Below are 12,698 nucleotides of genomic sequence, written 5' to 3' on the forward strand. Positions count from 1 at the left end.
ATCATTGCACAGAGGTCGGACATACCGTTTCAAGCGCTTCGAACATCCGCGAAATCCCCTGGGAGGAAGGGTTTTCCAACAATTCGTGGACGTAAATTCGGTACGCAAAACCACGCAACACTAGCTCATACAAATCAGGGATGTGGTTAAACCGGTTGATGATGTCCGCGTGGCAGGCTTGGGCGATGAGCGCATCCACAATCGTGAGGGCAGCCGTGTATCCGTAGGGGCGGACCGCACCCACGATGTCCGTAACCACAGGAGTACGCAAATCATGGTAAATCGTGGTGTCCAGCATCGCGGTGTGGGTTACCTGCAGGTTCTCGAACTCCTCGCCGGGGATTTCCAGGCGTTCTTGGATACGCCGAAGCATGACCACCGAGAGGCCGTCGTCAAGCGGTTCAGAGTCCGGGAGCAGGTTACCTCCGGGGGTTATCGCCCACGCGGCACGGTCTGCCCGCGCAAACACATCGGAGGCGGACAGGTCCGGGAACTCAGTGATGGGGCGCAGTGCATCATCTAAACGAACGGCGGCAGCGACCGTTTCGTCGACTCTTTCCTCAGGCCGACCGGGCTCAAAACTGCTGGCTCGCCAACCTGCAACCATGACACGCCCATCCGCCGACCGCAAAGGACGCGCACACCGCACGCCCTCGTGACGGATCGCTTCACGCACACGGGCCGACCACGCAGCCTGATGGCCTTCCACTGGCGAGAACACAATGTTTCCCACCTTCCACCCATAGTCCCAGGCCCTGCCTGCGGGTACCGGATGAGGTGCGCGCCCAGTATGGGAATAAAACGCAGCGACGACATGCTCTGGCGGCCCCACGGTTTCTTCGCGGTCTACCTGCTCGCCTGGCGATTCAGTCGGCGTATCAGCGCCCGCGTCTGCACTGGTGTAGTCCGGGTTTTCAGCACTCATCGCTGCGCTCCTTTCGGGTACGGCCACGGGTTGTACTGGCAGTGCGCCCCATCATCGGGGTACACCTCAGAGCTATCGATGCTGTACAGCACCGAATTATCCAGACTGAGAGTCTGTTGCATCATGACGGGCGCCAATTCCCCCGTCCCGCCACACGGTTCGTGTGCAGCGTAACCGAGCCCGTGGCCCATTTCGTGATTGAGCAAGTATTGACGGTAGGAGCCGATGTCCCCGTCGAAGGGGCTAGCTCCGCGGACCCACCGCGATTCGTTGATAACCAAGCGTTGCCCGTCCTGGTAAAAGCAGGACGTCTCCATCTCTAGGTCATTGCCACAGGTGGCATGCGTGGTTCCGGTGGAAGTCAACTGGATGCGCATTGTGGGTTTATCGCCCGGGGCGACGTGCTCGAACCGGAAGCGCGGGTCTGCAATCCAGCCCTTGGGATTGGTCAAGGTGGCATCGATCATGCGGGCTAGAGCGTCGTCACCGCCGTAGCTGGCGGTGTCTACCCCATTTTCTACTTCGACGACGTAACGCACTACGCGTTCAGTGCCCTCACCGGCGGCGGCACCGGGTGTTCCTACCACGCGGTAAGTTCCATCGCCCTTTTCGGTGAAGGCGCCGCCTGGGGGTAGGTCTTTAATATCCACCGGTGCTGCAGTGTGCTCGGCGGGGTTCGGGCCGGGTTGCGTTTCCTCGTGGTGGGCACTCGACGCTGCAGACTCAGCGGTGGGCTGTGCATCGCTGCTGGACAACACTACGTCCCACAGCAACCACACGGTGATTACTAGCAACACCGGAATCGCGTAGGCGCGCCACCCATATTGGCTAGCGAAGCGAACGAGCGAGGAATCGTGGCCCCTGTGGTGCGCCTGCCCCCGCCCATGTGCGCGGCGCATTTCTCGGTGTGAATCTTCGGGTGTGACGACGATCCGTCGGACCATAGTCCCGTTAGATCGTTCTTCCCACTCGCCTTCTTCGAAACGATGCGCGCGTGCCACACCGCCGCCTTCGTCGTCGGGGCGATGCGGCGGTGTGGAATCGTTATCGGTACGTGCCATGCTCGTGGGTCGATCTGCGGAAACGGGCTATTTATGCGCCACCGAAGCCGACGGAGCGCTGGGTTGCGGTACCAATTTCTACGTAGGCAATGGTCGCAGTGCGCACGATGTAGCGGCGACCGCGGGAGTCGTCGAGCTGCAACAGGTCGGATGCGCCACTGAGTGCATCGCGGACAGCTGCCTCCACTTCTTCGCGTGATTGTGCGGTGCTAAGAGCCAGTTCGCGGCCGTTTTCTACGAATCCAATTTTGATATCCATTGACTGTCACCTTCTATTTATTGCGTTCGTGTTCTATTTCTGTGTTCTATTTCAATGTAGCGTACACCTCGCGTGGGGCTCAGCCAGCCGCAGCAAGCCACAGCCAGCCGCAGCAAGCACCTGGGGGCTTCCGCTGGCATTCCGCAAGCTTCGCTGAGCGCGGGGCATGACTGGTGCCCATCATAGCTACCTAGGTGGATAGACTAAGGGGCGTGTCTAAGGATTCGCAGAAACGTACTTTCGCGCAACTGGGTGTTGCTGTTGAAATCACTGACGCTTTGGCAGCGCATGGGATTAGCTACCCGTTTGCTATCCAGGAGCTCACTTTGCCGCTTGCTCTTGATGGGCATGACATTATTGGGCAGGCTCGTACGGGTATGGGCAAGACCTTGGGCTATGGAATCCCGCTGCTCGACCGCGTCTTCGACGCCGGTGACGTGGAAGAACTTGACGGCACGCCGCGCGGCTTAGTCATTGCGCCGACGCGCGAGCTCGCCGACCAGGTAGCCGAGGACCTTCTTGTCGCGGCGGAAAATCTGCCGGTGCGCATCACCAAGGTGTACGGCGGCACGCCGTATGAGAAACAGATAGCTAAGCTGCACAAAGGCACCGACATTGTCGTGGGCACGCCCGGGCGCATCATTGACCTGCATAATCAAGGAGAGCTGACGCTTCAGCGGGTTGCGATCGTGGTCTTAGATGAGGCCGATGAGATGCTCGATATGGGTTTCCTGCCGGACGTGCAGAAGATCCTCCGCGCCGTCAGTAATCGTGGCACCGCACGCCGCCATCAGACGATGCTGTTCTCCGCCACGATGCCGGGCCCCATTTTGTCGCTGGCGCGTTCCATGATGCACAATCCGATCCACATCCGCGCTGAACAAGCGGACGCATCGAAGACGCACAAGTCCACCCGCCAGGTAGTGTTTTCCGTGCATCGGATGGATAAGCCGGCGGTTTTGGCAACGATTCTGCAGAGTCCAGGTCGCGGGAAAACTATTATTTTTAGCCGAACTCGTCGCAGTACTGCCGCGGTCGCTGAGGATCTGGCGCAGCGCGGATTCCACGTCGCTGCAGTGCATGGGGATATGCCGCAGTCCGCGCGCGAGCGTTCCCTGCAGGCCTTCCGCGATGGAAAGGTCTCTATCTTGGTGGCTACCGACGTCGCCGCCCGGGGCATCGACGTCGACGACGTCACGCACGTCATCAACTTCCACGTCCCCGATGATCCGATGACGTATATCCACCGAATTGGACGCACCGGTCGCGCCGGTCACTCTGGTACGGCCGTGACGTTTGTAGATCTCGATGAGCTCCATAAATGGGCGCTTATCGACGCCGAGGTGGGCGTCGATAAGCCCAAGCCACCAACGTGGTTTTCTACCTCCCCTGAACTCCGGGAAGCGTTTGACATTGCCGATGATGTGGCGGATTCCGTGGGCCCAGCACGGCCAGTGTTCGGGCAGAAGTCGTTTGCGCGCCAGGAGCTCGATCGCACGCGTTCGCGGAGTACCGGCCGCAGTCCAGCGCGGAAAGCGCGGAGCCGCCGGTTGCGTGGCCGTCAGCAAGGTGGGCGCAAGTGAGCACGAAGGCAGAGGTCCTAGAAAGCCCTGCACAGCGCCACCGCAATGTACGGCTTGCGGTGGCGCTGGGCGTGTGCGCCGTGTTGGTGCTTGCGGTTGCGTATTTCACGGCGCCGATTCGTTCTTCCTCGCTTCAGGCCCATGGCACGCCTTCACATGCTGGGGAAACGTTTGCGGTCACGCCGGAGTCCCTTACCGAAGTGTGGCGTGCTCCAGCCCCTGAGCTCGAAGGGGTCTTTAAACCCGTGGCCATTGGTTCGGTTGCCGTCGCGTATGAAGATTCCACGTTGCGCGCTTTCGACACCACAGGCAACGTGGCCTGGGAGTACAGCCGTACGGAGCCCTTGTGCGCGTTGGGCGCCGCGTGGGGGCGCGTTGTTGCGGTGTATCGAACCGGTGTGGGCTGCGGTGATGCCGTAGCCATTAATGCAGCGGATGGCACCTACGCGGCGACTCGTTCGGCGTTGAATGCTGCCGACGTAGCCACTGTGGTCTCGAATGATCGGGTGGGCACGGTCGCCCCGGAGCGCCTGGAATTGTGGCGTTCGGACTTAGTGCGCACGATCGAATATGGCGAGGTAGAAGCGCCGCAAGAGCCCGATATGCAACCGAATGCGCAGTGCACGATCACTTCTGCTCTCACACGCTCGGACAATCTTGCGGTCACGGGGCACTGTCCGGATGGGCAGTCGTGGCTGCGGTTTATGGATACCACCCCAGAGGATTCCCGCAAGCCGGAAATAACTCAGGAGATTAACGTTCCAGAGGGTTCTACACTCGTGGCGATTTCTGGGGATGCCGCTGCTATCTGGTCTCCCACCGAAACTGGTGGGGAACTCCTCACGTACGGCGACGATGGCGCGCCAAAAACAATCCCCTACCGGGCACCTATGCCGGTGTCCGCTGGCTTAACCGCGTGGACTGGGGACGTGCAACACAATATGACGTGGTTTGACGGTTCCCGGCTCTACTTTTTCCACCCAACGTATCTGGGGGTGAGCGCCGTCTCGGAGGAAGCGATAGGCAATCCGATCAACCTGGGCAGCGATGTTGTGGTGCCGGTGCGCGGTGGCCTAGCAGTGATGAATCCCGACACCGGTGAGGTTGTGCGCACGATCCCAGTGGACCGTGGCGAATATTCTGGCCCAGTGGGCTTAGCGACGACCGGCCGGATGGTCGTCGAAAAGCGTGGCAACGAACTCGTCGCGCTCGGCTAGTTCACGAATGGAAAACCCCGGAACGAAAAACCGTTCCGGGGTGACCTGTTTGCACTGTTTGTGAGCGCTTTAGCGGCGGTAGGCGCTGGCTGCCCATTCAACAGACTGCCGGTTAAAGAGCATGACCAGGCAGATGATTGCGGAAAGCGCTGTGACGATGGCCAGCAAGACTGCCCCGCCTTGAAACATTTGAAAGGACATGGGCAGGAGCAGCATCTGCAAAATTGCTATAGGCCCGCGACCCCAATGATGCTTTCCACGAATGAGAGTAATAGCCGCAAACGTGACGAAGCCGAAGATGATGAGCATAAATGCGGCGGTACCGGTGCCGACCCAGGCCATGTTGTTTTCGCCCTCGTTGACGATCGATTGATCCTCGTAACCGAGGAATTGGCGCACGATGAGCAGGATGGCGTAGGCGATGACAACGAGCGATTGCACGATGGCGATGCCCGCGCCAATTTTCATGCTGGTCGGTGGAGGAGCAACGGGGTTCGAGGTGTTCACGAGCGCTTAGTTTAGGCGAGCTGGGACGTTTCGGGTAGTGCTTACTGTGCTTATCGACGCCCACGTGGAAGCAATTTGACATTCATTGAAAAACATCCCCGATTTCCGCAACACGCATCCCACGCCCCTACCAGCGCTTATGTGCATTTAAGTAAGGCTACACTTAGTGACTACCGCACTGTCGGGGCCATTTTTACTCACGCCAAAACGTTAAAACCCGGTGAGTTTAGTCACATTATACCCTCTACCCCTAGACGCGGGACTGTATTCATGTCATCATTTCCAAGTAACCGAAACGTACGGGATGTTAACCAAGCGTTAACGTCACATGGATACGGCATCACGATCTTGCCATCACGTAGACCAGGTGTGTACTCGGGAATTTATACCCTGGCCACGCATTCATGTTCTTGCAGAAGTTACGTTTCACGTCACACGTGCACACACAGCACAGCAGTGCTGTCTATCACCCATGCCTCGGCATGGATAAAAGGAGAGGATTACATCATGGATTGGCGCCACAAGGCAACCTGCCGCGAAGAGGACCCAGAGCTGTTCTTCCCAGTCGGCAACTCCGGCCCAGCCCTCGCACAGACCGCGAAGGCAAAGCTGGTATGCAACCGTTGTGAAGTTACCTCCCAGTGCCTGAAGTGGGCTCTGGAAACCGGCCAGGATGCTGGTGTATGGGGTGGCTTGAGCGAGGACGAACGTCGCGCTATCAAGCGTCTGAATAACCGCCGTCGTCGCAGCCGCGCCGCAGCGTAAAAACCCAGCGCTACCACCAGGTAGCACTGCACGCCAGACCTCCGGCCTGTTGATGAGACTCGGCCTCCTTCTCCTATAACAACGCGCGGACTACACCGCCCCGCCCAAGGGCGTAGCCGCTTAAGCGTTGACATATACAAACCCCTACCGAATGGTGACGTCGCACGCGCCTCACGGTAGGGGTTTCTTCATGGCCGCCGCGGAGACTGTTGCGTGACCTGGCCTGTTTATGTACTGCGTCGCGCAGACGGGTCTCGGCCATGCGCAGATTGCGCCGCGTGATACGAAAAAGACATTCTGCCAGTTAAGGAACATTAAAGAGCCAGGTGAATTTTTCCAGATGACCGCAGAATGTCTTTTTCATATCATGTGCCAAGCGATGCCCCCTCCGAGAGCACACAGTGTAGGACTTAGGGCTGCCCTACGTCTTTGCCCCTGGGTCGGTCCTCGCAAATGGGGATTGTTAATAGCTCGCTGGGAACAATAGATACCTGTTTTAGTTTTGTTCTTCAGCGGATATTGCGGATTGGAGACACACCTTTCTTTACTTAAGCCCCACATGCCGGGCGTGCCCGTGCCACAGTTTTCGCACAAGCGCCTGCACCCGCTACAGTGTTAGGGACGAGCTATGTCCGCATGGCAGATAACAGTTTCAATTTGGCAAAGGAGTGATCCGCATGAGCAAGCGTGGTCGTAAGCGCAAGGCACGTCGTAAGAAGAGCGCAAACCGCGGCAAGCGTCCTAACTGCTAAGTCGTGGTCCTCTTCGGGTTGCCCCCGAAGAACGCACAACGGTCATGTCCTGATTCTCAGGACATGACCGTTTTTCCACGCCAGTGTCTGCGCAAGCGTTAGCTGCTGCGGTATTTAATCTGCGCAACTATGCGTGTGCGTAGCGTAGCCGATGCGTGGGATTGCCCGCAGCAAGAACGCAGTAAGGCCCGGATTTCTTCTTCGCTGGCCAGGCGCGATTGGCAATGGGGGCAGTCGGCGATTTGTGCCCGGATACTGGCACATTCTTCGGCGCCGAGCCCTCGGTCCAGGAGGCGGACGAGGAGCTCGTCTATGTCAGAGCAGCCGCCCGAGCCAGCACGAGTGTGTTCTGGGTGCGTCATGTCTTATTTCACCTTCTGTTGTCCCGCAGTCGCCTGAGAACCGGCGGCCGCTTTTGCTTCGTCGGCGTCACTTCCCATGTCGGGGTGGTCTAAGCCGATACCTTGTTCGTGTGCTACTTCCTTTAACATCTCGCGGAGCTGTTTTCTTCCACGGTGGAGGCGGGACATGACGGTCCCGAGCGGAGTCTCCATGATCTCAGCGATTTCTTTGTACGCTAACCCTTCGACGTCGGCGTAGTACACAACCATGCGGTAGTCTTCGCGCAGCTGGTCAAGGGCTTCGATGATCTGCTGGTTGGGCATGTTTTTTAAGGCCTCAACTTCAGCAGATTCCAGGCCTGTGGAGTCATGCGATGACGACGTGTACAGCTGATAATCCGTCATATCTTCAGCTGGCGTGAAGTATGGCTGCCGCTTCCGCTTTCGGTACACGTTGATGTACGTGTTCGTCATGATGCGGTACAGCCACGCCTTCAAATTAGTTCCCGGCTTGAACCGGTCGAAGGCTTGGAACGCCTTCATGTAGGTTTCTTGGACGAGGTCTTCGGCGTCGGCGGGGTTGCGCGTCATTTTGAGCGCGCCGCCGTAGAGCTGGTCGAGCAGCGGTAGTGCTTCTTCTTCGAAGCGTGCGCTGAGCGTGGCTTGATCTACAGCGGGTGCAGATTCGTGACCTTTTTCTGTCACGTGTATCAGCCTTACCTTTCTGGTTTCGGGCTAGTTCTGCCCTATTCTATGCGCACCAGCGCTTCCTTCAGCGGTCCACGCATTCCTGCGGGAGCAGGTCGGCGTCGTCATTGGCTACACTGCCCACCCTCTGATCGGCCTTCCCCCAGGTCATGGCGTCGATAAGCCCAGAACCCATAGGCTCAAGCAGGGCCGCGCGATCTGCAGCGGAACCGTAGAGCCAGGCGCGCGCTTCATCCGGGGCGAGGAAGCGGGGCATCCGGTGGTGCAACCATTCGAGGTCACCGGCAGAAGCGGTGGTGATCGTTGTCGCTGAGGTGGTGTCCGCACCCGTGTCCCAAAGACCTGCAGCAAGCAGCGGTACGCCATCGATGCGGCGGACGAACCACGGCTGCTTATCCTTCCACTCGTAGTAGCCATCGAGCGGGATGAGCGCTGGGCGGGCCGAAAATGCGCTGCGGAACGACGGCTTCTCAGCAACCGTTTCAGCCCGCGCGTTGAACAGCGGCGGGCCTTCCATGTCCTTCTTCCAGTGCGGAAGCAGGCCCCACCGCGCGGGATGTACCACTGCCCTGTCTTCCCCACCGGCTTGCACCACGGGCACGATCGTGGTGGGAGCAATGTTGTACCGGGCCCCGGGCATGGAGTACGGGTACTCGACGCTTGTGTGAGGGCCTAGGTACTGCTCGAGCGTGGCGGTCATTGTCGGTTCGTCGGCAAAGAGTACGTAGCGTCCACACATATGCACCATTATGCCCACTATCATGGACACGTGACTAAAAATAAGCAGACCTCGATGCCTGTATGGCCCGCTCCGACTGCCGCTGGCCTTATCTCTGGGACGCAGCAGATTCCGGGTTCTAAGTCCGTGACTAATAGGGCGCTGATTCTGGCTGCACTCGCCGCTGGCCCATCCACGATCGTGGGAACTTTGCGCTCCCGCGACACGGACCTCATGATGGATGCGCTTCGCGCCCTGGGGGTAGACATCACCCCCGCTGGCGGTGCAGACGGCGCTGACGCAGCCACGTGCACCGATTTCACCATCACGCCTGGCACGCTCCACGGTGGCGATGTGGAATGCGGCCTGGCAGGTACGGTCATGCGCTTCGTCCCCGCGGTCGCGGCTTTCGCGCACGGTACCTCACACTTCGACGGCGATCCGCAGGCCCGGGTGCGTCCAATGTCTACCATTTTGGATGCGCTGCGTGACCTCGGCGTGGAGGCTGAAGGCGACCGCCTCCCCTTCACGGTGACGGGCGGTACTACCCCACGCGGGGGGCGGGTAGATATCGACGCCTCGGGGTCCTCCCAGTTCGTGTCTGGTTTGTTGCTCGCCGGCGCACGTTTCGCGGAAGGCCTGGAGATTCACCACACCGGTGAAAGCCTCCCCAGCCAGCCACACATCGATATGACGATGGACATGCTCCGCACCGCCGGCGTGACCGTGACCCAGGAAGGAAAAACCTGGCGCGTAGAACCCGGCCCAATTGCGGGCCACACGTGGGTCATTGAACCGGATCTTTCTAACGCCACGCCGTTCCTCGCCGCCGCCGCAGTCACCGGCGGCACCGTTACAGTCCCGCATTGGCCTGCAGAAACTACACAACCTGGTGACGCAATTCGCGGAATCCTCACCGAGATGGGCTGCGAAGTCACTATGGCGGACGGGGCCCTCACGGTCACTGGTCCTACCGGCGGGAAGCTCAAAGGTATTGACCGCGACATGGGCAATATCGGAGAACTCACCCCCACCGTTGCAGCTCTAGCAACGCTTGCCACCACCCCGTCACGGCTGACTGGCGTCGCGCACCTCCGCGGCCACGAGACAGACCGACTGGCAGCACTGACCACGGAAATCAACGCGCTCGGCGGGCAGTGCGAGGAGCTTGCCGACGGCCTCGCGATCACACCTGCTGACCTCCACGGCGGCACGTGGCATTCGTACGCGGACCACCGCATGGCCACCGCGGGTGCAATCATCGGCCTGAAGGTCCCGAGCGTCGAGGTCGAGGACGTAGAAACAACTGCCAAGACACTCCCCGGCTTCGCCCAGATGTGGGAGGCGATGGTGCGTGGCTAGGCGTCGCTACTACGACGAATCCGATGTCAAAATCCGCCCAGGCAAGGGGTCACGCCCGCGCACCAAGGACCGCCCCGCGCACAAGGACGCGCTGTTCGGCATGGTCGTCACAAAAGATAGGGGCCGCTGGGGCGTGGTCTTGGACCGCGACGACGCAGCCCTCGGTAATGAGGCCCCCGCAATAGTCTGCATGCGCGCCCGCGAATTGGGCCGCACCCCCATTGAGGTCGGGGACAGGGTGGGCGTCGTTGGCGACACTTCCGGGCGCAAGGATACGTTGGCACGCATCGTGAAGCTGGAAGAGCGGACCTCTGTGCTACGCCGCACCGCCGATGACACCGACCCCTACGAGCGCATCGTGGTAGCGAATGCGGAGATTCTGCTCATCGTGTCCGCAGTCGCCGATCCCCCACCGCGCGCCGGGTTCGTTGAGCGTTCGCTCATCGCCGCATTTGTAGGCAATGTCAAGCCCGTTATCGCGCTGACCAAGACGGATCTCGCCGATCCGACTGAATTCGCCGCCGAATTCGCCGACCTGGACGTTCCCGTGGTCACCTGCGGGGTCGACGACGACCTCACCCAACTGCATTCGCTTATCGACGGCCACGTCTCCGCCCTCGTCGGACATTCCGGAGTAGGCAAGTCAACCCTGGTCAACCGCCTGGTGCCCGACGCAGACCGCGAAACGGGCGAAGTCTCTGAGGTAGGTAAGGGCCGGCATACGTCAACGCAGTCGGTGGCCCTGCGCCTGCCCGGCGAAAACGGAGGCTGGATCGTGGATACCCCCGGAATCCGTTCTTTCGGGTTGGCGCATGTGGATGCCGACCAGGTCATCGGCGTTTTCGATGACCTCGCCGAGGCGGTTCAGGACTGTCCGCGTGGGTGCACACACTTAGGCCCGCCGGCGGATCCGGAGTGTGGTTTGGACAACCTTGAGGGGGCCTCAGCGCGGCGGGCGGAAGCTGTGCGCAGTTTGCTTAAAGCGTTGCGCACGAATGTGGACTGGGCTTAGAGCAGCTCCACGAGGAACGGGAGTTCGGAGGGGTCGTACCAGGCCAGGAAGTTATCTTGAGCGTCGCCGACTGCCAGAGCTGCGTCTTCGTCGCCGAGTTCAGCGGCGTCGATCGCCTGGACAGCTTTAGCGGTTGCTTCTTCAGATTCCTCGACATCAATGTGGATGGCCGCTACCTTGTCCAGGGCAACCGTTGCGGGCTGCAGCGCCACGACGCCTTCGCCGTAGTCGAGGTTTGGGGTGACGGTGGAGTCGTCGACGTCTACCGAGATGACCACGCGTCGGTGCGGGAATTTTTCCTCATCACCGATAGCCAGCAACCGCAACGACGCCTCCGAGGCAAGGTCGAAGGCGATCTCTTCGAATTCTTCCTCCTCGCCGAAATCAAAGAGGTCACGCAAACCATCAGTGACCGTGAAACCCCAGCCAGAACGTGCTGTGATTTCTTGGTTTTCTTCCAGGTCGCGCAGCATGGAGAAGGTTGCTGGCAGGTATACGCGCATACTTAGAACTCACCCTCAATATCGAATAGGTTCACAATCTCAACGACGGTGCGGTCGAAGTTGGAGAACAGCACGCCCACCAGGCCACTTTCGACGGCCGCGCGAACGTTGAGCACGTTGTCGTCGACAAGCACGCAATCGTTCATGGGTAGTTCTAGTGCGTTGGCCGCTGCTTCGAAGGCTGCTTCTTCGGGCTTCTCGGCACCGATTTCGCCGGAGAGGAGTACGGCGTCAACGATTCCGCGGTATTCCCATTCGCGGATTGGTTCTGCCGCCGGGCCGCCTGGATCGTTAGACAGGATGGCGGTTCCCACACCGTTTTCACGGGCGGCAGCAAATAGGGTGCGCCACCGCTTCTGGTCTTCCTCCGTGCCGTCGAGCACGCCTACATAATCCACGATTAATCCGCGCATACAGTCCCTTCCTACGTTGTGGGGCCTTAAGAAGGCCCGATTCATCTCCGTCGAGTTATAGGCCATGATACCGTTTAGGTTCCTACACCTGCCTGGCGGATACGTCAGGAGATTCTGCTGTGCCCATTTCGCAGTCTGTGCAGCGCGGTTCGCGGCTGCGCCCTATCCCCGGTTTGGTGCTCTTATCGACGCTCGACGTCGCCCCACCTCCCCGCCCAGCTGAATCCGAACCTGAGGCCGTGGACCCGGCCATCGTGGCGCTGGTACGCGCCCGCTGTCAGGTGGTCTTTGAGGTTTTGATTCGCTCCCGCCCGAATAGTCTTATCCACTGGCCGACATATAGTCCTTTTATCAATAAAATGCTGCGAAATACTCGGCTACGCCACCCGGCGGGGAAGGCTGTGGAGATCACGCATCTGGACCCCGACGTATCGACAAAGTACGACATCCGTTTTGTTAACTTTCACGGGATTGTCCGAACGGGGGGTCATGCCTATGCCTTCGTCGGCAAAGTTGTGGGTAAAACTCTGGTAGAACTACAGATAATTTGACCTGCCCAATTCCTAATTACG

General features: G+C 59.7%; 16 protein-coding genes. 7 read left to right on the forward strand and 9 right to left on the reverse strand.

The genetic code is table 11. The features are described 5' to 3' along the window. Nucleotide 1: 1 nt before the first annotated feature. The 3 genes from ATK06_RS00590 to ATK06_RS00600 all read right to left on the reverse strand — a co-directional run bounded on the left by ATK06_RS00590 (nucleotide 2) and on the right by ATK06_RS00600 (nucleotide 2,245). Nucleotides 2–925 carry a TIGR02569 family protein gene (locus ATK06_RS00590; protein WP_098388669.1) on the reverse strand — a complete coding sequence of 308 codons (924 nt, stop codon included), beginning with the start codon at nucleotides 923–925 and terminating at the stop codon, nucleotides 2–4. Next, complete coding sequence (locus tag ATK06_RS00595) at nucleotides 922–1,824, reverse strand: DUF3152 domain-containing protein (protein ID WP_098389356.1); 903 nt, start codon at nucleotides 1,822–1,824, stop codon at nucleotides 922–924. The genes ATK06_RS00590 and ATK06_RS00595 overlap by 4 nt, the downstream gene beginning before the upstream one ends. A gap of 193 nt (nucleotides 1,825–2,017) precedes the next feature. After that, the gene (locus ATK06_RS00600; protein ID WP_048381397.1) at nucleotides 2,018–2,245 is read right to left on the reverse strand and encodes a DUF3107 domain-containing protein; all 228 of its coding nucleotides are present in this window, start codon (nucleotides 2,243–2,245) and stop codon (nucleotides 2,018–2,020) included. A gap of 212 nt (nucleotides 2,246–2,457) precedes the next feature. Here ATK06_RS00600 and ATK06_RS00605 point away from each other — a divergent pair, with 212 nt between their 5' ends. Continuing rightward, a complete protein-coding gene (locus ATK06_RS00605; protein ID WP_048381399.1) occupies nucleotides 2,458–3,828 on the forward strand; it encodes a DEAD/DEAH box helicase in 1,371 nt (456 codons plus the stop codon). Further along, a complete protein-coding gene (locus ATK06_RS00610; protein ID WP_098388671.1) occupies nucleotides 3,825–5,045 on the forward strand; it encodes an Rv3212 family protein in 1,221 nt (406 codons plus the stop codon). Before ATK06_RS00605 ends, ATK06_RS00610 begins: the two co-directional genes overlap by 4 nt. A 69-nt stretch (nucleotides 5,046–5,114) precedes the next feature. Here the strand turns inward: ATK06_RS00610 and ATK06_RS00615 are convergent, their stop codons facing one another. Then, entirely contained in the window at nucleotides 5,115–5,552 is a 438-nt protein-coding gene (locus ATK06_RS00615) for a hypothetical protein (RefSeq protein ID WP_231913476.1), read from the reverse strand. A 507-nt stretch (nucleotides 5,553–6,059) separates the two neighbouring features. Here ATK06_RS00615 and ATK06_RS00620 point away from each other — a divergent pair. After that, nucleotides 6,060–6,317, forward strand: a complete 258-nt coding sequence (locus ATK06_RS00620; protein ID WP_048381401.1) for a WhiB family transcriptional regulator — start codon at nucleotides 6,060–6,062, stop codon at nucleotides 6,315–6,317. A gap of 677 nt (nucleotides 6,318–6,994) precedes the next feature. Next, the gene (locus ATK06_RS11520) at nucleotides 6,995–7,069 is read left to right on the forward strand and encodes a 50S ribosomal protein bL37 (protein WP_374188503.1); all 75 of its coding nucleotides are present in this window, start codon (nucleotides 6,995–6,997) and stop codon (nucleotides 7,067–7,069) included. Between the two features lie 98 nt (nucleotides 7,070–7,167). Here the strand turns inward: ATK06_RS11520 and ATK06_RS00625 are convergent, their stop codons facing one another. The 3 genes from ATK06_RS00625 to ATK06_RS00635 all read right to left on the reverse strand — a co-directional run bounded on the left by ATK06_RS00625 (nucleotide 7,168) and on the right by ATK06_RS00635 (nucleotide 8,857). Further along, a complete protein-coding gene (locus ATK06_RS00625; RefSeq protein WP_083986175.1) occupies nucleotides 7,168–7,431 on the reverse strand; it encodes a zf-HC2 domain-containing protein in 264 nt (87 codons plus the stop codon). 3 nt (nucleotides 7,432–7,434) lie between these two features. Next, a complete protein-coding gene (locus ATK06_RS00630) occupies nucleotides 7,435–8,115 on the reverse strand; it encodes a sigma-70 family RNA polymerase sigma factor (protein WP_048381403.1) in 681 nt (226 codons plus the stop codon). Between the two features lie 67 nt (nucleotides 8,116–8,182). Continuing rightward, nucleotides 8,183–8,857, reverse strand: a complete 675-nt coding sequence (locus ATK06_RS00635; protein WP_098388672.1) for an SOS response-associated peptidase — start codon at nucleotides 8,855–8,857, stop codon at nucleotides 8,183–8,185. Nucleotides 8,858–8,911: 54 nt separating this feature from the next. Here ATK06_RS00635 and aroA point away from each other — a divergent pair, with 54 nt between their 5' ends. Together aroA and rsgA are read left to right on the forward strand one after the other, a co-directional pair. Beyond that, nucleotides 8,912–10,198 (forward strand): 3-phosphoshikimate 1-carboxyvinyltransferase, encoded by a 1,287-nt coding sequence (gene aroA, locus ATK06_RS00640; RefSeq protein WP_098389357.1) that lies wholly within the window; start codon nucleotides 8,912–8,914, stop codon nucleotides 10,196–10,198. Beyond that, the gene (rsgA, locus tag ATK06_RS00645) at nucleotides 10,191–11,210 is read left to right on the forward strand and encodes a ribosome small subunit-dependent GTPase A (protein WP_048381405.1); all 1,020 of its coding nucleotides are present in this window, start codon (nucleotides 10,191–10,193) and stop codon (nucleotides 11,208–11,210) included. Before aroA ends, rsgA begins: the two co-directional genes overlap by 8 nt. Here the strand turns inward: rsgA and ATK06_RS00650 are convergent. Together ATK06_RS00650 and ATK06_RS00655 are read right to left on the reverse strand one after the other, a co-directional pair. After that, nucleotides 11,207–11,713, reverse strand: coding sequence for a DUF6912 family protein (locus ATK06_RS00650; protein WP_048381407.1), 507 nt, complete (start codon nucleotides 11,711–11,713; stop codon nucleotides 11,207–11,209). The genes rsgA and ATK06_RS00650 overlap by 4 nt on opposite strands. Nucleotides 11,714–11,715: 2 nt before the next feature. Then, a complete protein-coding gene (locus ATK06_RS00655; protein ID WP_048381409.1) occupies nucleotides 11,716–12,126 on the reverse strand; it encodes an HAD-IA family hydrolase in 411 nt (136 codons plus the stop codon). A gap of 119 nt (nucleotides 12,127–12,245) precedes the next feature. Between ATK06_RS00655 and ATK06_RS00660 the strand changes: the two genes are divergently transcribed. Then, complete coding sequence (locus tag ATK06_RS00660; RefSeq protein WP_048381411.1) at nucleotides 12,246–12,677, forward strand: hypothetical protein; 432 nt, start codon at nucleotides 12,246–12,248, stop codon at nucleotides 12,675–12,677. The last annotated feature ends 21 nt before the right edge of the window (nucleotides 12,678–12,698 follow it).

It is taken from the genome of Corynebacterium renale, assembly GCF_002563965.1.
Taxonomy (GTDB): Bacteria; Actinomycetota; Actinomycetes; order Mycobacteriales; family Mycobacteriaceae; genus Corynebacterium; species Corynebacterium renale.